The organism is Methanosarcina sp. DH1 (genome assembly GCF_020804205.1).
GTDB lineage: Archaea > Halobacteriota > Methanosarcinia > Methanosarcinales > Methanosarcinaceae > Methanosarcina > Methanosarcina vacuolata.
Genome location: NZ_WJBJ01000022.1, coordinates 184,165 through 209,703 on the forward strand (window position 1 = coordinate 184,165; position 25,539 = coordinate 209,703).

Annotated in this window: 23 protein-coding genes, 3 tRNA genes and 1 pseudogene; 13 read left to right on the forward strand and 14 right to left on the reverse strand. The window is 40.1% G+C overall.

The window, feature by feature from the left end; translation table 11 throughout:
- Positions 1-8: 8 nt before the first annotated feature.
- From FXW07_RS12895 to FXW07_RS12910, 4 genes are all read left to right on the forward strand, one after another.
- A complete protein-coding gene (locus tag FXW07_RS12895) occupies positions 9-332 on the forward strand; it encodes a DUF86 domain-containing protein (protein ID WP_229395768.1) in 324 nt (107 codons plus the stop codon).
- A 962-nt stretch (positions 333-1,294) separates the two neighbouring features.
- Positions 1,295-2,839 (forward strand): nitrogenase component 1, encoded by a 1,545-nt coding sequence (locus FXW07_RS12900; RefSeq protein WP_229395770.1) that lies wholly within the window; start codon positions 1,295-1,297, stop codon positions 2,837-2,839.
- 12 nt (positions 2,840-2,851) lie between these two features.
- Positions 2,852-4,201, forward strand: coding sequence for a nitrogenase component 1 (locus FXW07_RS12905; protein ID WP_229395771.1), 1,350 nt, complete (start codon positions 2,852-2,854; stop codon positions 4,199-4,201).
- 598 nt (positions 4,202-4,799) lie between these two features.
- Positions 4,800-5,210 (forward strand): threonyl-tRNA synthetase editing domain-containing protein, encoded by a 411-nt coding sequence (locus FXW07_RS12910; protein WP_229395772.1) that lies wholly within the window; start codon positions 4,800-4,802, stop codon positions 5,208-5,210.
- A 151-nt stretch (positions 5,211-5,361) separates the two neighbouring features.
- Here the strand turns inward: FXW07_RS12910 and FXW07_RS19360 are convergent, their stop codons facing one another.
- The 4 genes from FXW07_RS19360 to FXW07_RS12925 form a co-directional block, all read right to left on the reverse strand.
- Positions 5,362-5,496, reverse strand: coding sequence for a hypothetical protein (locus FXW07_RS19360; protein WP_255679062.1), 135 nt, complete (start codon positions 5,494-5,496; stop codon positions 5,362-5,364).
- 55 nt (positions 5,497-5,551) lie between these two features.
- Positions 5,552-6,199 (reverse strand): ISAzo13 family transposase, encoded by a 648-nt coding sequence (locus FXW07_RS12915; protein ID WP_229395773.1) that lies wholly within the window; start codon positions 6,197-6,199, stop codon positions 5,552-5,554.
- A complete protein-coding gene (locus FXW07_RS12920) occupies positions 6,174-6,764 on the reverse strand; it encodes a hypothetical protein (RefSeq protein ID WP_229395774.1) in 591 nt (196 codons plus the stop codon). The genes FXW07_RS12915 and FXW07_RS12920 overlap by 26 nt, the downstream gene beginning before the upstream one ends.
- 82 nt (positions 6,765-6,846) lie before the next feature.
- On the reverse strand, positions 6,847-7,062 hold the full coding sequence (locus FXW07_RS12925; RefSeq protein ID WP_229395776.1) for a response regulator: 216 nt from the start codon (positions 7,060-7,062) through the stop codon (positions 6,847-6,849).
- A gap of 770 nt (positions 7,063-7,832) precedes the next feature.
- Here FXW07_RS12925 and FXW07_RS12930 point away from each other — a divergent pair.
- Positions 7,833-8,663: an FkbM family methyltransferase gene (locus FXW07_RS12930; RefSeq protein ID WP_229395777.1), complete on the forward strand. Its 831-nt coding sequence runs from the start codon at positions 7,833-7,835 to the stop codon at positions 8,661-8,663.
- A gap of 725 nt (positions 8,664-9,388) precedes the next feature.
- Here the strand turns inward: FXW07_RS12930 and FXW07_RS12935 are convergent.
- The 7 genes and pseudogenes from FXW07_RS12935 to FXW07_RS12965 form a co-directional block, all read right to left on the reverse strand.
- Positions 9,389-10,237, reverse strand: a pseudogene (locus FXW07_RS12935) (methanogenesis marker 8 protein).
- A 295-nt stretch (positions 10,238-10,532) separates the two neighbouring features.
- Positions 10,533-11,429 (reverse strand): pyridoxal 5'-phosphate synthase lyase subunit PdxS, encoded by an 897-nt coding sequence (gene pdxS / locus FXW07_RS12940; RefSeq protein WP_229395778.1) that lies wholly within the window; start codon positions 11,427-11,429, stop codon positions 10,533-10,535.
- A 233-nt stretch (positions 11,430-11,662) separates the two neighbouring features.
- Positions 11,663-12,955 carry an O-acetylhomoserine aminocarboxypropyltransferase/cysteine synthase family protein gene (locus FXW07_RS12945; RefSeq protein ID WP_229395779.1) on the reverse strand — a complete coding sequence of 431 codons (1,293 nt, stop codon included), beginning with the start codon at positions 12,953-12,955 and terminating at the stop codon, positions 11,663-11,665.
- Positions 12,948-14,330 (reverse strand): O-phospho-L-seryl-tRNA:Cys-tRNA synthase, encoded by a 1,383-nt coding sequence (gene pscS / locus FXW07_RS12950; RefSeq protein ID WP_229395780.1) that lies wholly within the window; start codon positions 14,328-14,330, stop codon positions 12,948-12,950. Before pscS ends, FXW07_RS12945 begins: the two co-directional genes overlap by 8 nt.
- A 12-nt stretch (positions 14,331-14,342) precedes the next feature.
- A tRNA-Cys gene (locus FXW07_RS12955) sits at positions 14,343-14,414 on the reverse strand.
- Positions 14,415-14,793: 379 nt separating this feature from the next.
- Positions 14,794-14,864: transfer RNA gene (locus tag FXW07_RS12960), tRNA-Cys, on the reverse strand.
- A 553-nt stretch (positions 14,865-15,417) separates the two neighbouring features.
- On the reverse strand, positions 15,418-15,882 hold the full coding sequence (locus FXW07_RS12965) for a hypothetical protein (protein WP_229395781.1): 465 nt from the start codon (positions 15,880-15,882) through the stop codon (positions 15,418-15,420).
- A gap of 174 nt (positions 15,883-16,056) precedes the next feature.
- Here FXW07_RS12965 and FXW07_RS12970 point away from each other — a divergent pair, with 174 nt between their 5' ends.
- Positions 16,057-16,362 carry a hypothetical protein gene (locus tag FXW07_RS12970; protein WP_229395782.1) on the forward strand — a complete coding sequence of 102 codons (306 nt, stop codon included), beginning with the start codon at positions 16,057-16,059 and terminating at the stop codon, positions 16,360-16,362.
- 140 nt (positions 16,363-16,502) lie between these two features.
- On the opposite strand, the gene FXW07_RS12975 is transcribed toward FXW07_RS12970, so the two are convergent.
- From FXW07_RS12975 to FXW07_RS12985, 3 genes are all read right to left on the reverse strand, one after another.
- Positions 16,503-16,832: a NifB/NifX family molybdenum-iron cluster-binding protein gene (locus FXW07_RS12975; protein ID WP_229395783.1), complete on the reverse strand. Its 330-nt coding sequence runs from the start codon at positions 16,830-16,832 to the stop codon at positions 16,503-16,505.
- A 253-nt stretch (positions 16,833-17,085) separates the two neighbouring features.
- Positions 17,086-18,084, reverse strand: a complete 999-nt coding sequence (locus tag FXW07_RS12980) for a GNAT family N-acetyltransferase (protein ID WP_229395784.1) — start codon at positions 18,082-18,084, stop codon at positions 17,086-17,088.
- A gap of 252 nt (positions 18,085-18,336) precedes the next feature.
- Positions 18,337-18,407, reverse strand: a tRNA-Cys gene (locus FXW07_RS12985).
- Positions 18,408-18,794: 387 nt separating this feature from the next.
- On the opposite strand from FXW07_RS12985, the gene FXW07_RS12990 reads away from it, so the two are divergent.
- The 7 genes from FXW07_RS12990 to thiI all read left to right on the forward strand — a co-directional run bounded on the left by FXW07_RS12990 (position 18,795) and on the right by thiI (position 25,153).
- Complete coding sequence (locus FXW07_RS12990; protein ID WP_229395785.1) at positions 18,795-19,787, forward strand: radical SAM protein; 993 nt, start codon at positions 18,795-18,797, stop codon at positions 19,785-19,787.
- Between the two features lie 242 nt (positions 19,788-20,029).
- Positions 20,030-20,848 carry an ATP-binding cassette domain-containing protein gene (locus FXW07_RS12995; RefSeq protein ID WP_229395787.1) on the forward strand — a complete coding sequence of 273 codons (819 nt, stop codon included), beginning with the start codon at positions 20,030-20,032 and terminating at the stop codon, positions 20,846-20,848.
- A gap of 6 nt (positions 20,849-20,854) precedes the next feature.
- Positions 20,855-21,559: a GTP-binding protein gene (locus FXW07_RS13000; RefSeq protein WP_229395789.1), complete on the forward strand. Its 705-nt coding sequence runs from the start codon at positions 20,855-20,857 to the stop codon at positions 21,557-21,559.
- Complete coding sequence (locus tag FXW07_RS13005; protein WP_229395790.1) at positions 21,493-22,227, forward strand: (Fe-S)-binding protein; 735 nt, start codon at positions 21,493-21,495, stop codon at positions 22,225-22,227. The genes FXW07_RS13000 and FXW07_RS13005 overlap by 67 nt, the downstream gene beginning before the upstream one ends.
- 45 nt (positions 22,228-22,272) lie before the next feature.
- Positions 22,273-23,517, forward strand: a complete 1,245-nt coding sequence (locus tag FXW07_RS13010) for a methanogenesis marker 16 metalloprotein (protein WP_229395791.1) — start codon at positions 22,273-22,275, stop codon at positions 23,515-23,517.
- A 40-nt stretch (positions 23,518-23,557) separates the two neighbouring features.
- Entirely contained in the window at positions 23,558-23,797 is a 240-nt protein-coding gene (locus FXW07_RS13015; RefSeq protein WP_229395793.1) for a hypothetical protein, read from the forward strand.
- A 63-nt stretch (positions 23,798-23,860) separates the two neighbouring features.
- Positions 23,861-25,153, forward strand: a complete 1,293-nt coding sequence (gene thiI, locus FXW07_RS13020; protein WP_229395794.1) for a tRNA uracil 4-sulfurtransferase ThiI — start codon at positions 23,861-23,863, stop codon at positions 25,151-25,153.
- The last annotated feature ends 386 nt before the right edge of the window (positions 25,154-25,539 follow it).

A 25,539-nucleotide genomic window follows, 5' to 3' on the forward strand; every position in this document is an offset into this window, starting at 1 on the left:
GAGATTATTTGCAGGATATCCTTGAAACGATTGAAAGTTGTGAACGTTTTATTGAAGGCATGGATTTCGATCAATTTGTTTCCGATGAAAAAACAGTTTTTGCCGTAAATCACGCACTTGAAATTATTGGGGAAGCAGCAAAACATGTTCCTGAAAAGGTAAGAGAGGAATATCCGTTCGTTCCCTGGAGAAAAATGGCAGGAATTAGAGACGTTATAATCCATGCTTACTTTGGTGTAAATTTGAATATCATCTGGAATACTGCAAATGAAAGATTGCCTGAACTAAAAAAGGATATTCAAAAGATACTGGAAGAAAAAAACTTGGAATAAGTACTCTTCAAAATCTTCATAATTTCATTCTTCTTTTCCTTCCGGACAAAGCGTATGATCAGTAAACTAGAAACGCCTTTCACATCCCATCACATGTTTACAGGCTTTCCATTTATTGCATAATTGGCAAATTCAGGGTCGGCTTCTTTAGGAACGAATTTCTGATCCGTACAACCTCATTCACCATATCGAACCGTTCTTGTCACGCTCGACGAAGGAGAGCGGCGTTTTCAAAAAATGAAAAATAGCAAGATATAGAATAAAAGTGACATAAGAACATATAAACATAATTAAAAACAGAACAGAGTTCTACTCAAAAATGCTCTGTTTCGTTTGCTTTATCGCTTTTTACTATTTCTTCAAGCCTCTTTTTTCTTATATCGATTGCTGTCTGCCTCTTTCTTATCTCTATTGCTATCTCTTTCTTCTTTTTTTATAGAGCCACCAGGCTAGCTGGCGGAGGCGTTCTATATCAGCTGTGAATTAAAAATCGGTTTCTGGAGTTAAGTAAAACAACTCCTCTAACCTTCGAATCGAGACGTTTTCCTTCAGAATCTCATCTTTCTACCTGCGATATCGGTTTTCAGGTCACTATTTTCTTAAACGGCAGGCAGGCCTCTAGGCCGTGCGGCGTAGTGAGGAAAAACTTAAAAATTCCTATCCGGCTCGGGTCTGGATAAACAAGTTAATCCGGAATCGGAACAAATCCTATCATCATTCAGGATACTGAAACCGGATATTATTCAGATGCATTTATTCATCTGGATCCGGTTCAAATACTAAATTATTCCTGAACTTTCTTTTTTGCCGCAAAAATTAGGATAATGAGAAACTAGCTTACATTTTTGCTGATTTCCCGATTTATATATCCATTAATGCGAATGGAAGAGGTGATGTCAAGAGCAAAACATACTGGAGACAAACTAACTACGAAAAACAGGTCTCTTACGGAGTAATGATTAATGTCAGGAACAGAACTTACTGAAAATGAACTTATCGAGGACAGAATCGACCTATCACGGGCTACATGTCCCAACAGGGAACAGAGAGCAAACGGTATTAATGTCTGGTATGGAAAAGCAAGCGATCTTGTAAAAGAAGCCCGTTCAGGCTGCCTGAGGCAAAGAGAACGGAATTTTCAGCAGTCAAGTGGTTGTGTTCTGAACTTCTATCTTTCAGTAAGGATCGGAACAATCCGTGACGCTGTAGCTATATATCATGCACCTGTTGGCTGCTCGTCTGCAGCACTCGGCTACCGTGAACTCTACAGACACGTGCCTGTTGAACTTGGCCGTCCTGCAAATTACGACCTCCACTGGATGACAACAAATCTCGGCGAAAGAGATGTGGTCTACGGTGCCGGTGAAAAGCTCAGAGAAGCAATAAAGGAAGCCGAAAGACGGTACAATCCTAAAGCGATCTTTATACTTACGTCCTGTACTTCAGGAATAATCGGAGAGGACATAGAAGGGGTTGTCTCACAGGTCCAGCCCGAAATAAAAGCAACAATAGTTCCTATTCACTGTGAGGGCTCACGATCAAAGCTTGTCCAGACAGGGTATGATGCCTTCTGGCATGCAGTCTTAAAATACCTCGTCAAAAAATCGGAAAAGAAACAGAAAGATCTGATAAATGTAGCCAGTATGCTCTCCTACACCTGGCAGGACAGACTGGAAATAAAGCGTCTGCTGGGAAAAGTCGGTCTTAGAGTTAACTTCATCCCTGAATTCGCCTCTGTGGAGCAGTTTGAACAACTTTCCGAAGCTGCAGTTACTGCACCCCTGTGCCCGACTTACACTGATTATCTTGCACGTGGACTTAAGCAGGAATATGGAGTTCCTTATTTCCTCTATCCCTCACCAATGGGAGTTGCTCACACCGATGAGTGGCTGAGGGAAATCGGGAGGCACACTGGAAAAGAAAGGGAAATGGAATCCCTGATCAAAGAAGAACACGAAAAATGGCTTCCAAAACTCAAGGCAATCAGGCAGGAATTTGAAAATTTCAAAGGCAATGGAGAGAAAGTAGAAGTGCTGGGTGCACTTGGGCAGGGAAGACTTCTGGCTCAGGTCCCGTACTTTGATGAAATTGGACTTAAATCCTCAGCTGCAATGTGCCAGGACTTTGACAACCTCATCCTCAAGGACCTTGAAAAATTGCTCGCCCAGATGGGGGACTTTGACATTCTGGTAAATACCTTCCAGGCCGCAGAACAGACACATATAACAAACCATAGAAATCCCGATATCGCAATGACCTGCCCGTTCCAGGGAGGGGCATTCAAGCGCGACAAGGGTGTAACAAGGGTGCATGCCTTGAGGTCCGATGCACATCCATGGAGTACCCAGAGCGGCTATACGGGAGCGATTGCATTTGGAAACTTCCTTTTGCAGTCACTAAAAAGCCATTCTTATCAGCGGACTATGAAGGAAAAGACGCTGAGTACATATAAAGACTGGTGGTACAAACAGCCAAATTCGCTGTATTATCTTAAAGCAGAGGAGTAAATAGGTGTAATTATGGGAATAAGTGAACCTTTAGAGACAAATAATGTTATATCAGGTGCTATTGAAGCACCACGTTACTCCTGCGCACTCGCAGGGGCTTATTCAACTGCAGTAGGGATATTTGGAGTTGTTCCCATACTCCATTCCGGGGCAGGATGTGGAATAGGGCAGCTTTTTGGTCAATTTTACGGTGGTGGCCAGAACGCTGGAGGTCCTTACGGTGGAACAAGCACCCCGTGTTCCTCTTTAGTTGAGGAACATGTAATTTTCGGCGGCGAGAAAAAACTTGAAGCGCTTATTGAATCAACGGTAGAACTTGTAAATGGAGAAGTATTTGCAGTCATCTCTGGTTGTGTCCCTTCACTTATAGGAGATGATGTGGGAGCCGTTATCAGAAGATATAAAGAAAAGAATCCTGAAGTTCCAATCATACATGTAAATACTTCAGGCTTTGCAGGTACCTCATACGACGGCTACGAGTACTTTTTCGACGCTGTGATAGACCAGCTCCTTGAAAAAGCTCCGAAAGAAAAAGGATTGGTAAACGTGTTCGGGATAGTGCCTTCACAGCACATATTCTGGAAAGGCGAAGCAAGGGAGATAAAAACCCTGCTTGAAAAAATAGGCTTGAAGGCAAATCTGATTGTAGGAGAATTTGAAGCACTTGAGAACCTGAAGAAAATTCCGGTTGCTGAATATAATATTGTCCTCTCAAGCTGGATAGGGCATAAAACAGCAGAAAAACTCGAAGAAAAGTTCGATACTCCTTATATCTCCTTCCCAGGAGTACCAATAGGACCAAAACAAACCTCGGAATTCCTGAGAGTTATAGGAGAAAGGTTAGATGTTTCAGCCGATGTCATTGAAGAACTGATTGCCAGAGAGGAAAAGCGAGCTTACAGATTTGCAGAATTTGTTGGTGATATACTCCTGATCACCAGGCCGCATCCTTATTTTGCGGTTGTCGCTGACAGTAATTCGGCTGTAAGCATTACAAAATATCTTGCAAATGAGATGGGTTACCTGCCTGATATTGTTCAGATAACAGATAATCCACCTGAAGAAGCCCGTAAACTGATAAACGAGGAATTGACAACCGGCCTTGAAACCCCTGCCTGGCCTGAAATAATATATGAAGTGGACGCATACAGGATTCGGGAAAATTTGAAAGACAGAAATTTCCTGTTCCTGCTTGCAAGTTCTCTTGAAACTCCTATATCCGGTCCGGAGTTTAATGCCCTACATCTGACGGTTTCATTCCCTTCATATAACCGCGTGATACTTGAACACAATTACGCAGGGTTCAGTGGAGGGCTTACTCTCGTGGAAGACGTTATGAGTACATACGCAGGGCCTTTGTGAGTGGGTTTAGCCTCAATTTCCACTCATTTCTTTTTTTGGAAAATCTGTGGAATATTTTATGAACCCGAGCAAGTCCTGGTTATTATGCAGCTTAATCATAACATATTAAATATATTTTATTTTGGGTGTGGGTACGGGACTTTCACATACCTGCATCAAAAATAATTAACGGAAAAATCTACGCTGCTGATATAGAAGAATCCATTGTAAGCCGTGTTGCTCAAAGAGCCATTGAAGAAAATTTAAAACATATAAACAAAACATATAAACAATGCTCTATGACTTTATTCGTGAAGGCTCAGGGCTTGAAGCTGAAAGTGTGGATTATGTTATGCTTTTTAACATTCCTCATGCAGAAAGACCCAAAGAGTTTCTTTAAGAAGCTTACCGAATCTTAAAACCGTCGATTAGGCGTTATGCACTGGAATCACGATCCTGAAACTCCTCGAGGCAACGATCAGGCCCAAACCGGAACAGTGCATCAAGTGGACAGGTGAGGCAGGGCTTAAGTTCGAGAACAAGCACGATCTCAAGCCCATATTATTATGGGCTTGTTTTCTCAAGGTCTGTAGAGAAATGAAGCGTTTTTGTGGTTATAATGAAACTCTTGATGTTCGATACTACTTATTTCTGTTATAAAACTTTCAGTAAGACCGTAGAAACGGTTGAGGCTTTTGATAGGGAAGAATCCATAACCGATTCTCTGGTCATTTTTGTTAATGTTGAGAATGAAGATGAAGTCCAAAAGGATAAAGTTGTCAGGAAAGCCGTTAATAATATCAGGTGGCTGGCTAAAAAAGCCGATAGAAATAAAGTGGTTCTGCATTCTTTTGGGCATCTCTCAGAGAGTAAATCAAGTATAGAGTTTGCCGAAGACATACTTAATACAATTAAAGAAAAACTAACAGCAAAGGGTTTGGAAACCTCAATGACGCCATTTGGATATTTACTTGAATTTAAAATCCATGTAAAAGGTGAATCACTGGCAAAGGTCTGGAAATCAATATAATTTCACTTTGATTCGTCTACCTGGTAATTTGTTCAAAATCTTTTCGATTTTCTAATTGAGTCGTTCGGGCTGTATTGAAGCCTTATCAGGATCTTGTTGCGAGGTTTTATTGAGGTTTTGCTTTCTATTGAATTTCTTTTGGTTCAAAAACTCAGTTTGGCTCGGCAATTATTCTGATTATACTCAGCATCCCGGGTTTAAAAGAATTTACTATAAAGCCCATAGCACCTATTTTCATGGATTCCGTTATCAGTATCTGCTGTCCAAGGGAGGAAAACATTGCCATCTTTGCTTCACGGTCTATAAGAAGGAACTTACTTAGGAACGTTTGAAATATAACTTCAAGTTTTCATTTCTGGAATTACTCTATAATTCCATTTTCCCAAATAATCATCAAATACAATTTTCATATTTTTCTTGAAGTTTTCACTTACTTTTCTTGCTGTTGCATAAACTTTATCCTTGATAGTCGAAAATACTTTCAATCCTGTTGATGTAGAAGTCTTATCAATAAGGCTCTTAACCACATCAATACTGCTGAAAACGGCACCTTTACAGGCAGATGTTACATGGCAGAATAACCTATGTTCAATTGGATTATATTTCGAAGTGTATGGTGGATAGTGAGCCATTCGAATCTCAATTCCAATTTCATTTACCAGCTTTTGTAAGTCTTCCTTGAAAATATAATGTCTACTTGAGTTGCTTCCACCACCATCTGCCAAAACTAGAATGCTGTTTGCCTTAAGGTAATTTTCCTTGCCGTAATTTTCCCACCATTCTTTAATACAGTCACAACAAAATTCACTCGTATCCTTACTGGTTCCTAAAGTGATGTAGCCTTCATTAAGTTTAACGTCGTATATGCCATGTGGAATAACAACACCATTTGAAAATGTACTGAAGTCGTGATCGTATACTTTTACCGTTTCAGTACAATAAAATTTTCCATCTCTGTAGAAATTACCTATGAACTCTTTTTTTAACATCTATACTGATAATCGGATTTTCGCTTTTAGAGTAATTTTCTTTTAACTCGTTAATTCTCTCAAATTGCTTGTTTCTGTCTTTACAGTCTTTCATTGTGACAGCTTTATTCATTTTTCGTTCTACAAAATCGTGTTTCTTCAATAGCTGCTTTACCACATATGGTGATATATTCATATCTCTCGATTTGAAAGCATTTGAAATACCTTTAAGGGAGAGGTTTGTCCATTTTAGTTCTTCATCCATAGGACTTCCAGCAGTATGATCTTTTAAGATCTCAAAGAAAACTTCATCGATATCTTCTACAGTGTCGATGATTTTCTTTTTACCTCCACCAGGCTTTCGAATCCTGTCATCTGGAGTTTTTATACCATTAGTGATTTCATTAATTCCAGCCATGATAGTTTGGAAATGACAGCCAAGTACACTACTTATATACTTTTGTCCACCATGACCTAACTTCATTGCTTCTATGGCTGCGTATCTCCTTCTGTCTCTCTCATTCAAAGAATAAAAAAATGATTTCATTTGTTTTTCGGTTTCTTCAGAATATTTTTCGCGAAGCATCCAAGTAGATTCCTTTCTGGTTTGTAATGAGTTCAAGCAGAATTATCTTAAAGCAATGAAAATATTTGAATTTATATTTTTGTCATTCCTTAACAACATTTTCCAATTTGTATTTTCTGACACTATCCGGCGCTATTATATTCATTAATACAAGGTCCGGCTTTGCCTCCATATATGGTTCAATAGCTTCATCCTCATCAGCCACTTCAGCAACCACTTCATGCCCGTGCTTATAAAGTGTATCCCGGATTGCCATGCGCATAGATTCGGTATTTTCCACGATAATGATTCTTGCCATTTCTCCTCCATTTTATATTTATTAAGAAAAAATCGATTTTATTTTTCTACTTCTTACGTATATTTTTAATTAAATACTTCATAGTTTACGTCTATGTTAAAATTTTTCATAGAGATACAACGATTATTTATATTAAATTTTTTTATCAGTTTCTATATAGGACATATCCAATCTTCCAGCATATTACATCACCCCGCCTAAATTCATAAAAAACTCGAACACTTAATTCTCTTAATCGCAACCGTTGCGCCGGTTGATCACGCCGGATAGGGTTTGGGGATAAGGTTCTCGAATCCAAAAGTTGTCTCTTTTTCGATCAAACCTTTTTTGAAAAGGTTTGCGGTCAAGCCTTTTTTGAAAGAGTTTTTGTTGCACTGCTTATGGGGTAGCGTCCTGAAAATTCTGTAAAATTTGACTAACGATTCACAGGCTTTGTCTTAAAACCTATGTATTTTCCTGTTATTTCCAGCAATTCGCCGCTGGAATTGAAGCAGAACGAGCTAAAATAGATAGGTTTTATGATAATCACCGTATTAAATGCTCGACAGCTAGGAGCAGGCAAAACAGTAGGCACGAAGCTACTTTCCTCTTTATTCTACTGTATCTCTCTCATAATTTCTTTTGCAAAGGAACCTTCGAAAATACTGGGAATACAGGAGGTTTATATATTTTTCAATATGTTTGTGTACAAATAAAAAAATCAAAAAAACCATAAAGTTAAATACTTATTTTTTAATAAAGTGTGATTATAAAGGTGATGAGAAATGTTAATGAAATTTAAGAAAATAAAGGAAAATCCATTATTATTAAGTCGTTATATAAAATACAAATGTTTATCAGGATTCCTTAAACAAAGTTGTATAAAAGAAGTAAATGGGTTAATATATGAATTCGATTTTGATACAAACTCTAATTTTATAAAAAGAATGTATTTCAACATATATGAAAATGAATTAATAGAGTTGATGAAGGCTAATTTGGATAAAGGGAGTGTCTTTCTTGATGTAGGTGCAAATGTAGGGTACATTTCTACGGTTGGAGCAGGTTATGTGGGAAAATCGGGTCAAGTTCATTCTTTTGAGCCTGTACCACAACATGCATCATATCTAAAAAATATAAAAAAGATGAATCCCGAATATAATATTTTTGTAAATAACTGTGGATGCAGTGATGAGGAAGGATATTCAAAAATAGATGTATCAGTTTCAAATATTGGATGGAACACAATGGTTCCAAATTTTATGGATATTGCGGATAAAAAAGAGAGTATTATTGTCCCATTGTATAGACTTGATGATTATATCTTTAAGAATAATCTAAAAAACATATCGTTTATTAAAATTGATACAGAAGGTTATGAATTAAAGGTTTTAAAGGGATTACAGCGCTACTTTGAGAATACAAAAGTAGCTGAGAGACCACCTATATATTGTGAAATTGCCCCAGGTGCTTATCCTTTATTAAAATTAAGCTTAAATTCGTTAAGCAATTATATGGAACAATACTCATACTATGCATTTGATATTTTTGGCAACAGTAGAATGATAGATATTTCAAAACTACAAGAGACAACTAATGTATTATTTAGGTGTAGTGAATAACAGCTTTTAAGTTTTATAAAAGGCTGTTTAATCCCAAAATTATTTTGTTTTTTAATTTCTTTATTACAATTACATATCGTATACAGTTGACCCACTATTTTACTCCAACTTATAACTTGTTTCATTTTACATGATTATTGCACAATACTAAAATGGAATTGGAACTTACTCAACGTTTAACTTTTTGCGCCATCTGCTGTTGTATTGTGTATTGAACTTTCAAATGGTTTTGAATGCGAAATTATTTCAGGATACCAATTTTATAAAAGGTAAATTGATAAATTATTATAGATTTTGGATTTCTGATGCAAAAAATCGGACTTTGTTACAAAACCAGTGTAAACCTTTATATTAGGAAAGTTAATTAACCTCATCAACTGGAAAATGAAAGGTTGCGGTTAAGCCTTCTTGAAAAATAGTTGTGACCACGCATGCCGCGTGAGTAGAAAAGAAATTTGAGTAAATTAGCTGTCTTGACCAAGTTGAAAGCCAATCTTACTTGCTCTTAGTTTGGCTATACCGACTCATCTAAGTATCTTCATTATAGTTCAGCCTTCTTGAGCAAAGCGGAATGTAGCGAATGGGGCTTCATGCTGTTGCGACTACGTCCCAACTCCCAGAAAATTGGAGATTTTCTGTGATCCTTTTGAGCGTAATGGTCATCAAAAATAAGAATAAAACCAGAGCTAAAAAATAAGACTCTAAAAGCCGTTTCTACTTCATTTTTATCTAAGTTCTCTGGGCTGTTTGTTTTCAGGCAGTTCTGGCAGGGGCATGGTATTGATCAGGATAGGGCTTTCGACCTCTTTTGCTCTTTCAACCACAAGTTCTTTTCCTTTCTGGGTAAGTGCAAAAAGTGGAACTGCAGTGCCTACCTGAGCGAGAGGTTTTGCAAGATCTCTTACTGGTTTTGAAGAGCAGCTCGTTGTAATATCAACATTTTCCAGAAGAGTCTGAGCTTCTTCCCTGCTGATACCTGTCACGTGTACACCAATTACTATCAGATCAAGTCCGAGTTCAGTTTCAAGCTTTCTTAATTCTTTTGCGGTACTGGCAAAGGCCACCGTTACTGCGATTTTTTTACAACCGAGTTCAGATGCCTTTCTAACTCCTGCAACAGGGTCCATTTTTGCAGTTGAAGGGTCAAGAACAATTCCGCCTCGTTCGGTTATCCCGTTAATAATGCCTTCGATAGGTTCAGTTTCGACAAGACCGGACATTCTACCTCCCATTCCCTGGACAAGGGCAGGGTTGCTGGCTATGACAGTTCCTGCGCCGTCACAGGCAGTCACCGTTGTATCAAGCAACTCCCGACGAAGCCCGGTCATCATAACCTCGGTTGCTCCAAATCCTACAAAATCCTCCAGTTCCAGCTGTCACTTATCGGTAAATATCCCGAAATCGCGGATTCTGAATTCCATGTTCTTCTTAACTTCTTCCGGAGTTATCTTCTGGATTCCGCGCACCTTGGCAAATATAGGGCACCACTGTACTTCAGGCCCTCCTACTTCGATAACCTTCCCATCCTTTACTACTACTCTGGTTTTTCCCATTAATTCCATTATGTGGGGCATTTTACACCTTCTCAAACTTAAAAAATATAAAATTTTAAGAAACTAAAAATCAGGAGAAATTTCAGTTAAAGTTAAAGTAATTTATACTCAGGTAAATTTCAGTTAAAGTCAATGTAATTTATAAAAAAATTATTAGATTGGTTTAAAAACCAAAAATTATTTTAGCCTATATGAAGGAAATTTACCTCTAAAGCCCATAATTAGTCCTCTTGAGCAAAGCAAAAAGGACAGCGGACTTCAGGCACAGCTCGGGAAGTGAAAAGCCGGCGGTGTAGCCGGAATACTACGTGTATTTTTACCAGCCGCGTTCCTGAAGGGCTTCCTGTTCAGGGATAGTGTCTGCGCTGATGCCTTTCATGCCTGCACCCACGCCTTTTGAGATTTCTGCAAGTTTTGCAGGATTGTCAAAGTTATTTACGGCTTCAACGATAGCTTTTGCCATCTTTTCAGGATTCTCGGCTTTGAAAATACCTGAACCTACAAAGACCCCGTCTGCACCAAGGCGCATCATGAGAGCAGCATCGGCAGGGGTTGCAACTCCACCGGCTGCAAAGTTTACCACAGGCAGGCGCTGCATTTTTGAGGTTTCGACTACAAGTTCTATCGGAGCTTCGATTTCCCTTGAAACCAGAATCAGCTCTTCTTTAGTCTTCCCTGCAAGTGCACGGATTTCGCCCTGAATCTGCTTCATGTGCTTAACTGCCTGGCTTACATCTCCGGTTCCAGCCTCTCCTTTAGTTCGGATCATGGCTGCTCCTTCGTTAATTCTCCTGAGGGCTTCTCCGAGTTTTCTGGCACCGCAGACAAAAGGCACGGTGAACTGCGTTTTGTCTATGTGGAAGTAGGGGTCAGCAGGGGTCAGGACTTCAGACTCGTCCACCATGTCAACGCCCAGGGCTTCTAAAATTTCGGCTTCGACAAAGTGTCCGATCCTGGCTTTTGCCATTACAGGAATTGTAACCGTCTCAATAATTTGCTGGACAATTTCAGGGTCGGCCATCCGGGCAACCCCACCCACTTTTCTTATATCTGCTGGAACAGCCTGGAGGGCCATAACAGCAACTGCTCCGGCTTCTTCTGCGATCCTGGCCTGTTCCGGGTTTGTAACATCCATGATTACACCCCCTTTCTGCATTCTTGCAAAGCCCCTTTTGATAAGTTCGGTCCCATGTCGTAATTTTTCAAAGTCCATGAATGTCGTCCTTGTAGTTCAGTTATATATTCTAAAAGAAGTTGATAGAAGTTGATAAAAGTTGATAAAAGTTGATAGAAGTTGATTGAAGTTGATATGACAAAGTTAATTGACAAAGCAAAATTACTGAAAATAAACAGATGAGTTTTACCTCATCAATTTACAGCGTTTTTAATGCCTTTTGTAGCCTTAAGATCTAAATTAGCCTTGGCACCAGAGAACACAAATTAAAGTTACACTTTCTCAAGAGCCTGTTCCAGATCTGAGATTATATCTTCTATATCCTCAGTACCTATGGAAAGGCGTATGTAATCTGGCTTAACCCCATTTGCTTCCTGCTCTGCCGGGGTTAATTGCTGGTGTGTGGTACTTGCTGGGTGGATAACAAGACTTTTAGAATCTCCGATATTTGCAACGTGTGAAAGCAGCTTCACAGAGTTAATAAACTTTTTACCTTCTTCCACGCCACCCTTTACACCGAATCCTATTAATCCACCATAACCACCTTTGAGATATCTGGATGCAAGTTCATGGCTTGGGTGATCCGGCAAACCTGGATAATTGACCCACGAGACCTTCGGATGTTTTGAGAGGTATTCTGCCACCTTAAGTGCATTTTCCGAGTGCCTCTGTATCCTCAGATGCAGGGTTTCAAGTCCCTGAAGCAGCAGGAATGAATTAAAAGGTGAAATCGCAGCACCTGTATCTCGAAGGAATTGCAGCCTTGCTTTGTAGACAAATGCTACGTTCCCAAGCCCGGAGAAGTCTGAAAATGTGTCCCAGTATTTCAGGCCGTGATACTCTGGATCAGGATCTGTGAATTCCGGGAACTTACCGTTATTCCATGGGAACTTTCCGGAATCGACTATAGAACCGGCAATGGAGTTTCCATGCCCGCCAATGTATTTGGTTGCTGAATGCACAACGATATCAACTCCATGTTCAATAGGCCGGACAAGTCCTACAGCACTTGTGTTGTCTACGACAACCGGAATTCCGGCTTTATGAGCAATGTCTGCAATTGCCTCAAAATCTGGGACATCAAGCTTCGGGTTACCCAGTGACTCAATATAAACAGCCCTGGTTTTCTCATTAATGGCTTTTCGGTACGCCTCTACATCAGTTGAATCTACAAATATTACTTTTCTTCCCAGTTTGGGGAAAGTGTATCTAAAAAGTTCATAGGTTCCGCCGTAAAGATTGTTTCCGGATACTATTTCATCCCCGACTCTAGTAATAGTTAACAGAGCATAGGTTATTGCTGCTGAACCTGATGCAACTCCAAGGGCTCCAGTCCCACCTTCAATGGCAGCGATGCGCTTTTCGAACACATCAGTAGTGGGGTTCATTATACGGGTGTAGATGTTGCCAAGCTCTTTGAGCCCAAAACGATTGGCTGCCTGATCTGCATCCTTGAATGCATACGAAGTAGTCTGATATATAGGTACTACAAGTGCTCCTGTAGCTGGATCCGGGTTCTGTCCGGCGTGAAGGGCAAGTGTTCCTAATTTATAGTTATTAGTCATTGGAATTCTTCTCCTTGTTTACCTGAAGGTCGTATTTTTCAGCGATTTCCTGGAATGTGTCTACAACATAGCGAACTTTCTCCCACGAAAGCCCGTATGTATTAAGTTTCCAGACTCTTGTGGCTCCTGCAAATTCTCCGACAATACCCTTTTTTGAAAGTTCGTCTGAAAGGAAGAAACCTCTGCGTTTATTTTTCTGCGCTACAAGATCGAAGCTATTGATGGTATCAACTTTGGAAAGGGTATGTTTGCGTGGATACTCTGAGACGACTTTACTGCCTTCAATAGCGAGCAAGCCATCGATCAGATAATTCGATTTTTTCAACTCGTCTTCCCAATTCTTTACTCTCTCCTTAACCGTAGGGAATGAAGCCATCATGCCTAGCAAAGTTGAACCCATCAGTGTGCAGCCAAGCATCTCGACTTCTTTTACTCCAAACTTGCGTTTGGTTAGATCGCCAGTCATCTGAGTTGTGCGGAATATCCTGGGAGCCCATTCTTCAGTTGTTGCCAGTACTCCAGAAGGTGCAGGGGATGCCATGCTTTTGTGGCCTGAACCTACAACAAAATCCGCGCCGATATCTTTTCCGTCAACCGGCCTGACGCCAACAGTATATGCCCCGTTATACAGGAAAGGAATGTCATACTGGTGGGCAACTTTTGCAATGCCTTTTACATCGTGCTCGTTTGCATACTGGTAATCAAAGTGGTCGATCATTACCAGTACAGGTAATTTACCTGTTTCCTGCTTAACCGCTTCAATTTTCTCAGCAGTAGCATCTGCAGTCACAATATTGTGTTCGTTTAGGGGAACTTCTCGAACTATTCCTCCTGCTCCTTCTACTGCTAGGAATTCTGTATAATGAGCAAGAGCCGAGACTATTACGGAATCACCTTTGTTGACCAGAGATGATGTCACTGCCTGGAACCCTCTCCTTGCACCTGGCACTACTCGAGCCACATCCATGTTAACGAAGCTTGCAAGTTGTTCATGAAAGGGAGCAATAGGCGGACTGTTTATTTTATCAAGCCTGAAAGGTTTGCGGCAGGCATCACAGGTGGAATAGCCGTCGCCATATGCTATGAGAGCTTTTCGTGCTTCGGGTGTAAGCCTTCCTGCTGCCTGGATTGGCTGTATATTGATGTTTGTTTCTTCTCTGGACCGGATATCAATATTATCAGCTATTTTTCTTACTTCCGGGGTTCCGGTATCATTTTCGATATCATCCAGAAATTTTCTGACCTTATTTACACTTTCTTTAATGGTGTTTTCTTCTTCTGGGCTTTTGGTATTTGGAAGCCTTTGTCTAAGGATCTCCCTAATATCTTCAAGGGCAAAAAGTGCCTCAAATGTTTTTTGTGTTCTTATATCCATATACTACCCCTAAGCTGAGACCCGGAATCGAACCGGGATATAATGGAGTTGCAGTCCATCGCGTAGCCTTTCCGCCATCTCAGCATCTTTTGTTACTTTGTTACTTTGCACTCTTATTCCGCAGATGTACACAAATTGAGGGGTTATCTGCCCAGTATCCTGTTTAACTGATACCGATTTATGGGGGCTATACCCATTTGATAAACGGGTATTCTTTTGTGGACTTCTGCGGAAAGTACGCTGTTGACTAAGTTGTGAGTTATATGAGTCGTTTTTATCTGTTCGTCTATACATGATTCATAAAGGGAATTTAGCCACATTTTGATTGTTATGCCTACTTCACAATTGTGAAGTCCGTGTTTGCCATTCATTATAACCTTTATTTGTTCCTCCTTCAGGCTAAATGCGCCTTAAAATTTTTTTGTTAAAAGCTTTCCTGTTTATATTTACAAGAAAACTTTTAAGCCAGAGCCTGGAATCGAACCGGGATAAATGGATCTGCAGTCCACTGCGTAGCCTTTCCGCCACTCTGGCACCATTATTCACAATTGTGAATTAGCAACACATCATACTCGTTTTTAATATTTAAACCTGCTTTTTGAGGCAAAAAATACCTTTTACTTCAAAGAGAACCTGTAATTTTTCTTCAAAAGTTTTCTGCTCGTATTGATAGAGAACCTATAAGCAAAGTAAATTACTGCACGGTATCTATACAATGCTAGCAGAAATATTTTTTAAAAGGTTACAGCAAGATGTAGTATTCAGAAAAGAAGGAGAAATGAATAATGGACAAAGAGCAGTTACAAGAAATTTATTTGAAATCCGATTACTATTGGTTAATGATATGATGCGGAAAAAGTGAAAAATAAATTGTTAACAACATGGTCAAAAGAGCTGGTACAATAATGTATGGAGCTACTATAGTTTGGTCTTTTTTCTTATAAATATTCAGAAATCGTGAGTCGAAATGCTGCTTATTTTTAATGGTTGATTAGTTAAAATGAGTTTTTTCTTTTCGAAAATATTTTGTGGCAGCAAATTTTCAAACAAAAAAGAAAATAGGAGGTTAGGGATTTTATAATCTCAATCAACAACAGTATGAGGAAGTTAATGTTTCGGTTATATTTGGAAACACAGGGTGAGTTAATGTATTATTGGACTCTGTGACAAAGTTCCCATATAACCCTGGATCTTTTCTATTTTCTGCTCTTAGCTGTCCGCGCATTTTTATCCCTGTGCCTGAAATGTGATATCTATTGAATATCCGCCACACTCTGGATTTTCCTTCTTCAAGAAGATCGTTCTCATTTTGAGAAATCTTCTGTTCAATCACATTAAGAGGGCTGGTTATAACTTCAGGAGATACATACTCTACTGCAAGAAGTATATGATACACCATATGCAGGAGAATGTGGAACCCAGTTAGATCAAGAGCTTCCCAGAATATTTCAACCGTAAGCTCATCTTCAAACTCTCGCCATACTTCTTCAGCAATATTTTCATTCAGATCGAGGGCAGAATTTCCTGTTCCGTCAACGATCTCTCCTTTCATACTTTAACCTTATTGAATTCATGCTTTTACCTTCTTCAAATTAGTCTATCTGTTCTGTTGTTTTTTTCCATTTTACCTATCTTTTCAGCTCTTTTTTCGATTGTCATCACATTCGTGAACTGACAAAACATCCTATTCATTGTTAATATTTAAACTTCGTTTTTAAGGCAAAAAGTGCCTGAAAATTATCAATATCCGCATATTGAGGATGAAAATTGCCTGTTTGAGAAAAAAAGCAGTTGTGCAACCTCTCCGATTTCAACAAGAATAAAGATTATTCTCCAGATTATCTTCCAGATTATTCTCCAGATTATTCTCCAGATTATTCTCCAGATTATCTTCCAGATTATTTTCCAGATTATTTTCCAGATTATTTTCCAGATTATTTTCCAGATTATTTTCCAGATTATTTTCCAGATTATTTTCCAGATTATCTTCCAGATTGTTCTCCGGATTACTCTTGCAGGTTCAAGAGATTAAACAGGAATTACTGTGGCTCAAAAATAAGTGTATAATGTTTTGGTATCTGTAATTTTTCAGATATTGAAAGTCATTATATTTGCTAAACATTAATGAATCATAATTCGGGAATAAGGTGACCTGGAATTGTTTAACCCTGATTATTCAGCTTCAAATATACTTTTTAAAGCTTCGTCAATAAAGTATGGAGCTTCGACTGGTTTGATCCCTTTTTTCCTTAATTCTTCTCGCGGCCTGCTGCCAATTCTGGAGCAAAGCAAAGCTTCACAGTCAGATATCAAAGAAATTGTTCTGCTCAAAACATCATCGGCATGCCCTTCATCCGCTGAGCCACATAAAGGCATAGTCTCTCTAACTTCTAAGAATTGTATTTTACCACAATCATCAATCTCAAATATAAAAAACCTGGATGCTTTTCCAAAATGCTGGTTGATAACCTTACCATCAGTTGAAACGATAGCGACCTTCATTTTTTATCCCCATATTTCCTGTTTAAAAGTAAAAATATAAATTTTATCTGTTTATATGTTAAACAAAATTTGTTTTTATTAATTGTATACAGTTATATGCATTAGTGATACACCAAAGAAAGGAGAAAAACAGTAATTATAATCTCCTCAAAGTGTTCCTGGTTTTTGATTTTTTTGTGTATGATTATTTTTTGGGATCTTCTGGATCTTCTGATTTTCAACAACAACTCAAAAAATAACCCCAATTTTTATATTAAGTCGCTACTTTATATAAGGCCTTGAGAATTGAATACTTCTTATTCTCCAGGGTTACACTGTAGTAAGGTACGAGTTTAGGAGAAAAACCCATAATATAATCCGCAAACCTGGGAACATTTCCTGCCATGACATTCATGTATTCGAAATTTCTGGACTGCAAGTCGAGGAACTCATTATAGTAAAGGAGAGCATTTGATCCTCTCAGGTTAAAAGCCGGATTCCGGGCAGAAGACCAGCCAATCGTACTTTCTTTTCCGTAAAGAGTCAAATGCGCTGCAACGGCTTCTCCTTCTGGAGTTTCGGATATAAGCATGTAACCGATATCTTTTTTCTGAATAAGGTCAAAAACCTTTTCGAAAAACCTTTTGGGCAGTGGTGGTTTGAGATTCTGCCTCTCATATGTTTTGGAAAGCAGACTATAATAAGTTTCAAGGTCATTCCATATCTTTGTCTCAAGCCCTGCCTTTAATACAGACTTGAGGTCCTTCCTTATTGTCCTTGAGATCTTATTATCAACATTCTCCCTCAGATTCAGGTGATGGGTGTAATGGACCTTTGAGTCCCAGCCATTCCAGGTAAACGGTCTAATATCCTCAATTCCCGGAGAGAATCTCAGGTGAATACTATCAAAACCCTGTCTGCACAGAAACTTCCTGAGTGCATCAAAGATTTCGTGAGTTTCCTGCGCTTTTTTATTTGCTCTGGTGCTGGAACTTTCTTTGATAAGAGGTCCGCAGTAGTCAATCATATTACTGGTCGAAGATGCCATCTTGAGGATTCCTTTGAAGTTCCTGACAAATAGAGGGCATCCACCTACAAGCTCATCATCGTTTCTGAAACAACCGTAGAATCTAAGGTCCTTTGAAAGAACATTTCTGTAAGTTTCCAGCCAGTCACTTGTATGAAAAAGTGTACCCGGTTGAGTTTCTTGCACAAGCAAATCCCATTCTCTGTATTCGGATGGTACCAATTCTCTAACTTCAATTTCAGTCATTTTGAATCCCGTTGAATAAAATTTCGTTTTTCTCATAGTAGATTCAAACTTACACAGTTGAAATACGAAAAATCAATAGTACCAGATTTAAGTTGCTAGTATCAGATTTCGGTTGCTTAAATATCAACATACTAAATACGGTTGGGAGTACCTGATTTTACTATTAGTGTACTTTTGTTTAAATCTCCCGGAGTAAAAATCCTAAACTTTCTTACTAAAAGTTTTCTGATAGAGTTTATGAGAACACTTTTAAGCCAGAGCCTGGAATCGAACCGGGATAAATGGATCTGCAGTCCATTGCGTAGCCTTTCCGCCACCCTGGCACCGGTATTCACAATTGTGAATGAGCAAATCATCATACTTATTCCTAATATTTAAACCTGCTCTTTGAGGCAAAATATGCCTTTTAAGGAACTTTTACGGAAAAGAGGATTTGAAATTTTAATTTTGAAGTTTGGCTTATTATGTTTGCAAGGGAACTTCCATGACAGATATTGAAACCGAACCGAAATAAAACAGACATTTCTATTTAAATATCCACATTTTATGATTTATTGGAATCAATCATAAGCTTTTTATTCACAATTGTTAATATTACACAGTTCACAATTGTTAATCAATTTAGCTTACGATTGTAAACACTACTATTAGTATACGGTAACTGTACTGAGCAAATTCACTGAGCATTTTGCTTTCTGAAGTGCATAATTATGGACAAAGAACTGAATACAAATATTAAGGCAGCTCTGTTAAGCATAGGAAGTGTTCAGGTAGATGACTCTCTTTTTCCTGACAAGCTTGAGAGCAAGGCTACAGCCGGACCCGGAGCAGGTGGCACTTCAATCTTTTTGAAGTCTGGAAACCGAAGGGTGAGGCTTACAATTAATGATGCATCTCCTTTGCGTTTAGTACCGGAAGGTGAGCATGTGGTAATTGTTAAAGGCAATGATGTAGTTGCCAGGGGGGCACTTGAACGTCCGCTTTGTCACTGTCCGGAACAGGCATACATTACGCTATCTGAAAAATGTGTGTATGATTGCCAATTTTGTCCGGTACCGAAAATCCAGGGAGGGATAAAGGATAGTACAAAAGTTCTGAAGATGGTTGAGGAAGCTTATGCAACAGGCGAACTGAAGGCAATTTCCCTTACCAGCGGTGTAGCTGTTTCGCCAAAGACAGAAGTCCAGAGGGCGGCAAGTATCATAAAGCAGCTTACGCGTGAGTACGATCTTCCAGTAGGTGTCTCGGTCTATCCCACGACAGGTTCGTCAGAAGAACTTTATTCTGCAGGCGCATGCGAGATAAAATACAATGTTGAAACTATGGACCCTGAGCTTTTCAGGCGCTTCTGTCCTGACCTCTCTCTCTACAATGTTCTTGATGCTCTCGACAGTGCAGTGAATGTTTTCGGAAAAAATAGGGTTTCTTCGAATTTTATAATTGGCCTTGGGGAAAGTGACGAAACCGTCCAAAAGGGTATCAAGCTCCTTACAAGCCGATGCATAATTCCAATTCTAAGACCTATTTCTCCCAGCCCACTTAGAAAAAATGTGAAGATCACAAGGCCAGACACTGCACGGCTTTTAAAACTGGGAGGTATGCTGAGGGATATGCTTGACCGTGAGTCGCTCTGTGTCGATAAATCGCGAACAATGTGTCTTCTATGTACTGGCTGTGACCTGACACCTAATAAAGATATTTGAGCACATAGAATCAATTCAGTACAATTTTGAGGAGCAGATTACTGTTTTTCATATAAATCTTGCAATAATTTCCTGAGATTCTTATAGAGGGAAAATTGCAGGTTTGAATTAATCTATTCTTTCCATTATTTTTGATTTTATATCCTATAAAGGATATAATTTAATTATTTTTTAGCTTTTAAGGACAATCTTAGCTATTTTGCGGAAAGATTTATAAAGCACAAATCTTCACAATTGTGTATATGACAAAGCAATTCACTCTTACGGTTCAATCTGGGAAAAATCGATTTGGAGAAAAGGAAGGATTTGAAACCCTGGAAATAAGACCAGGGGACACTCTTGCAATTGTAGGCCCAACTGGCTCAGGAAAGTCAGCTTTAATCAATGATATTGAAACTCTTGCACAAGGAGATAGTATTACAGGCAGACGAATCCTTATCAATGGTCAGGAGCCTCCTGAATCCTTCGTACGAGAGCCAGCCTTCAAACCCATCGCCCTGATAACCCAGAACACGCGTTGCCTGGCAGATCTTTCAGTCGAAGAATTTCTGCTAATGCATATCAGAGCACGGAAACCAGGCAGAGAAGACTTGCTTGAAGAAACAATAAAGCTTGCAAATACATTTACAGGTGAATCGATTAGCCTGAAAAGCAGGATGAGCGGGTTATCCGGAGGACAGACTCGCTCTCTAATGATCGCAGATGCCCTTGTAATCGGCGATACACCTATACTTTTGCTTGATGAAATTGAAAACGCAGGTATTTTTAAAGACCGCGTCATCCAGTCTCTCCAGGGGGGAAACAAGGCAGTAATCCTTGTAACACACGACCCTTATCTTGCTCTTACGGCAGACAGGCGTATAGTGATGAAACATGGCGGAGTTGCGTCTGTAATCGAATCCACAGGAGAGGAGCAGCCTCTTATTGCAGATCTTGCTTTAATCGAAGACAAGCTCCATCAAATAAGAGAAAAACTCAGACAGGGAGCTGATTTTTCATCCGTTTCTTCAAAGGTTTTTATGACCCCAGCCAAACAAAGCCTCCAGTTTAACAGGGTGTGAGTCAAAATGAAACTTTTAATCGTCGCCGGTCCTCCAAGTGGAGGAAAAACCGCTGTCATTCGCCAGGTTATAAAGAATCTCCCCGAGGGATCGCTTCCTGCCTTCCTGAAGATTGACGTTGTACATGCGACAGAAGACCAGGAGTTTGCAGAAGAGTTCGAGATTCCTGTCAAAAAGATCTATTCCGGAGACGTGTGTCCTGACCATATGGGAATTCTGGTGCTTGAAGATGCATTACGCTGGGCTGAAAGTCTGTCCAGAAACATCCTGATAATTGAAAGCGCAGGCCTCTGTCTCAGGTGTACTCCTTACACAACGTACTCACTTGGAATTGCAGTCGTCAGTGCGATTTCAGGAACAAACTCTCCTCTCAAAATGGCTCCTTTGCTTGCGCTTGCAGATGTAGCAGTCGTTACCAAAACTGATCTGGTGTCTCAGGCAGAAAAGGAAGTTTTCAGAGAAAGTATCCGAAAAGTTGTCCCAAAAATTGACATTGTAGAGACAAACGCAGTTCAGGGAACCGGTTTACGATACCTTATGAGGCGGATTGCCGATCACCCGGATATAGGACCTGATCAGATCAAGCTCAGAGGTGCTCCCCCGCTTGGTGTATGTACTGTATGTATAGGGAAAAAAGAAATCGGATGGAAAAACCACTTTGGAGTCATCAGGCCACTGGATATGCCAGAACCCTTATACAGAGGCGACTGATGATGAATAACTGGAATCCTCCAGGGAAAAACTGTGGAGCTTGCGGTTCTCAGACCTGTTCGGACTTTGTTTCCAGACTTGAAGCGGGATTAACGGAGCTGGATATGTGTCCATTCCATAGTATAGAAAACACTGCAGAAAAGACAGTGCGTCCGGAAAATATCGCAAGCCTGAAAAACCTTGCTATTGAGGCAAGAAACACTTACTCCGGTGTGGATGTGGCTGGAAAAGAATATGACTTTGTTCTCCTGCCATTTCCGGATGAACCGTCAGCCCGGAAGTTTATAGTGCCCTTCAGGGCAGACCTTGTAGAAAAATGGGATATCAAAAAAGGAGACCTCGTAACTGGCCGTCCGGCAGGTCCAGGATGTCCGGTATATCATGCTTTAAGAGTTCTGAGCGCAAATCCGGTCACAGGCGTAATTGAATGCCATACCGTAGGTCCCATGGTTGCCAGAAAAGAAGATGCCCATGATATTCAGGCATACCATGTGCACGCTTTTGAAGGAATTGCCAGTACTATAAAGAGACCTCCTGTGTTCGGAACCCGTCAATATTTTCTGCCTGGCAACTGCATGATAGGACTTGCACATACGGCTCTTGTGAATATGTGTTTTCAAAAACCTTCTGGACTTCACGTTAGGCTTGAGGACATCAGGATATTATGAAGACTATTGAAAATGTTGGGAGACTATCGAAAAGGTTGGAAGACTATGAAAACGATTGAAGAAATAAATCAGAAGATTGCAAACAAAGAAGCCATAATCCTTACAGCTGCCGAGCTCAAGTCGATGGTTCGTGATGGAAAAGAGGTTACTGTTGACGACGTGGATGTAGTAACAACAGGAACTTTTGGCGTGATGTCAGGAACTATGGCAGTTATGATGGTGCCGGTAGCTGAAAAAAACAGTTTTGAGAGAGCGGATGCAATCTGGCTAAATGGTGTGCCTGCTCAACCGGGCCCCTGTCCGAACGAAAGGCTCGGGGTTGTAGACCTTGTGATAAACGGGACAGCACATGCAAATGACCAATATGGCGGAGGTCATCTTTTCCGGGACCTTGTAAAAGGGAAAACTATTGACGTGACGGTAGAAGCACACGGAAAGCATTATGAAAACCAGGTTACGCTTGATGAGATCGAATTTGCCAGGATCATTACCACAAGGCTCGCGTTTAAAAATTACAATGCACTGATAAATCCCGCTTCTCCAACGATTAACACTATCTTCTCCGTGACAGGCCTGACAGGCCCATTTACGGAAACAACGGTATCAGGATGCGGTGAAATAAATCCTCTGCAGAACGATCCTTCTCACAGGTCAATAGGTGTGGGTACAAGAGTTCTCTTAAATGGTGCACCAGGTTATATCATGGGAAAAGGAACCAGGGCCAGTCCTGATAAGCCAAACGTCTCAGCATATGCAGACATGAAGGATATGGACCCGACAATGATGGGAGGGATGAAAACAGCACACGGCCCTGAATGCCTGACCTCACTTGCAGTCCCTATCCCTGTCCTTGATGAAGAGATTCTTTCAGGATTAAAAATTCTGGACCAGAATGTCCCGCTACCAGTAGCAGACGTAAACGGGCGCACTGCACATGCAAAAGTGAATTACGGGAATGTATGGGGAGGCACTGATAAAGTTATTCGCGCCGAAAAAGATAGGTGTCTGCACCATCCAGACTGTGCCGCAATGCGCACCTGTCCCACAGAAGCGATTTCAAATGATTGCGTTATCAACAGAGATCTCTGCATCAACTGCGGAACCTGTACACTCCAGTGTTCTGAAGGAGTATTTCTTGCAAGATTGGGGTCTATAGAACTGGCTGAAGGAACTGTCCCTATATCTCTGAGGCAGTCAGACAGGGCACGGGCAGAAAGGCTCTGTACAATGCTTAAGAACCGTATCCTGGAGCAGAAGTTCGTACCTACAAAGATGCTGGAACCTCTGTAATCAGTTATAGAATTATGAACTTACTCTGCAGTATGGGGATATGAACTTACTCTGGAATTACAGTGCTGATCTCTTGTCAGTCAATGCTGATCTCACGTCAGTCAATGCTGATTTCACGTCAGTCAATGCTGATCTCATGTCAGTCAATGCTGATCTCACGCCAGTCAATAATGTTACAGAAAACAGGTTACAAAAGCAGTTCAAAAATTACTGGAAAACTTCATTAGAGACTTATGTTAGAAATTCCTGGATCAGCGTGATATCAGTTACCACAACTTAATGATTGTTTTATATTTTGAAATTCTGGATTTTTGGGCTATTTATTTAACGGCTGGTAATTTTCATGGTTAAAGAAAAAATTGAATCTCGCATTCGTACTCATCAGGAAAATAAACACACTCCAGATAATGATACAAGAAAACTGGATTTTTCGGATTCAGAATTCTCTTGTTCCGAATATGGGATTAAAACAGAAGTAGTTATAGTCCGGTATGGTGAACTTGCTCTTAAAAGTACCGGAGTCCGAAATTGGTACGAGAAAATCCTTATGAGGAACATTGCCGCAATGCTTGACTCAAGAAACATTCCCTATTCTCAGATCCGGCGGGAATGGGGCAGGATCTTTATCGAGAGTGCGGATCCATGTGCAGCCGAAGCCGCAGCTGATGTTTTTGGGATTGTCTCAACGTCTCCTGCATTGACAGCAGAGCCTACTCTTGAGAGTGCAGCCAGTGTATGTGCTGCCCTCGCCAGGGATCTTGTTTTAGAAGGAGAGTCTTTTGCTATCAGAGCCCGAAGAAGTGGAAACCATACTTTTTCTTCGGCAGACATAGGGAGAAACTGTGGGGACGCTGTTTGGAATGAACTGGAAAAAGAAGGAAAACATCCCAGAGTTAACCTGAGTTCTCCTGATAAGGAAATTTTTGTTGAAATGAGGCAGAACCTGGCTTACGTCTATCTAAAAACATTTAAAGGAGTAGGGGGTCTTCCTCTCGGCACGCAGGGTAGTATGGTAGTTTTAATGTCCGGCGGGCTTGACTCTCCTGTTGCAGCATGGCTTATGATGAAGCGTGGCGTAATGGTTACACCTGTTTATTGCAGTAACTCTCCTTATGCAGAAGACGCGGCAAGAGAGCGTGCTTTTGACTGCATCCGGCAGCTCCAAAAGTGGGCTCCAGGACATCAGTTTACGACTTATGAGATTCCTCACGGCCCCAATCTCAAGGCTTTTATAGACATCTGCAACCGAAAAAATACCTGTCTTCTCTGCAAACGCATGATGTACAGGGAAGCCTATGAGGTTATGAGAAAAGAAGGTGCAAGCGGAATTATCACCGGTTCTTCCCTGGGACAGGTAGCTTCCCAGACTGCTGCAAATATGTATGCTGAAATCTATCAGCTTGCTATCCCGATTTATCACCCTTTGATTGCGTTAGACAAAACTGAAATCATGGATATTGCCCGCAAGATTGGGACCTACGATATCTCCAATAGATCAGCAGGCAGCTGTACTGCTGTCCCTGAGCGTCCTGAAATCGAGGCAAAATACGACCTTATCGTACTTGAGGAAAGAAAAATGGATATAGAGACTATGGTTTCCAATGCTATGAAAGCAGCACAAGTCCTTAAACTCTAAGAAAAACTCCAGTACTTCTTTCTGGCCCGTACAAATGTTATTCGCTCTCTTATACTGTTTTCCAGATTAAGAGAAATATTCTCCGGGCCAGGAAGGTATTTCTCTATATTATACACTTTCCCGTAATATCAATAGGAATCTATGAATCTTCTTTCTCTACATTGAAAACTTTTTCTGCTATTGTTTTCTGTTATCTATTTCTGTTATCTATTTCTGTTATCTATTTCTGTTATCTATTTCTGTTATCTGAGCCTTTGCCAATTTCTTAATTAATGCTTTAATTTTAGATTAAAAGCATTAAAGTCCTTTTTTTAAGCAAAAATTACTTTTAATTACTTAGATATTCAACCTTCTAAAAGCTCCTGGTGCTCTAATCAGTTCATGTC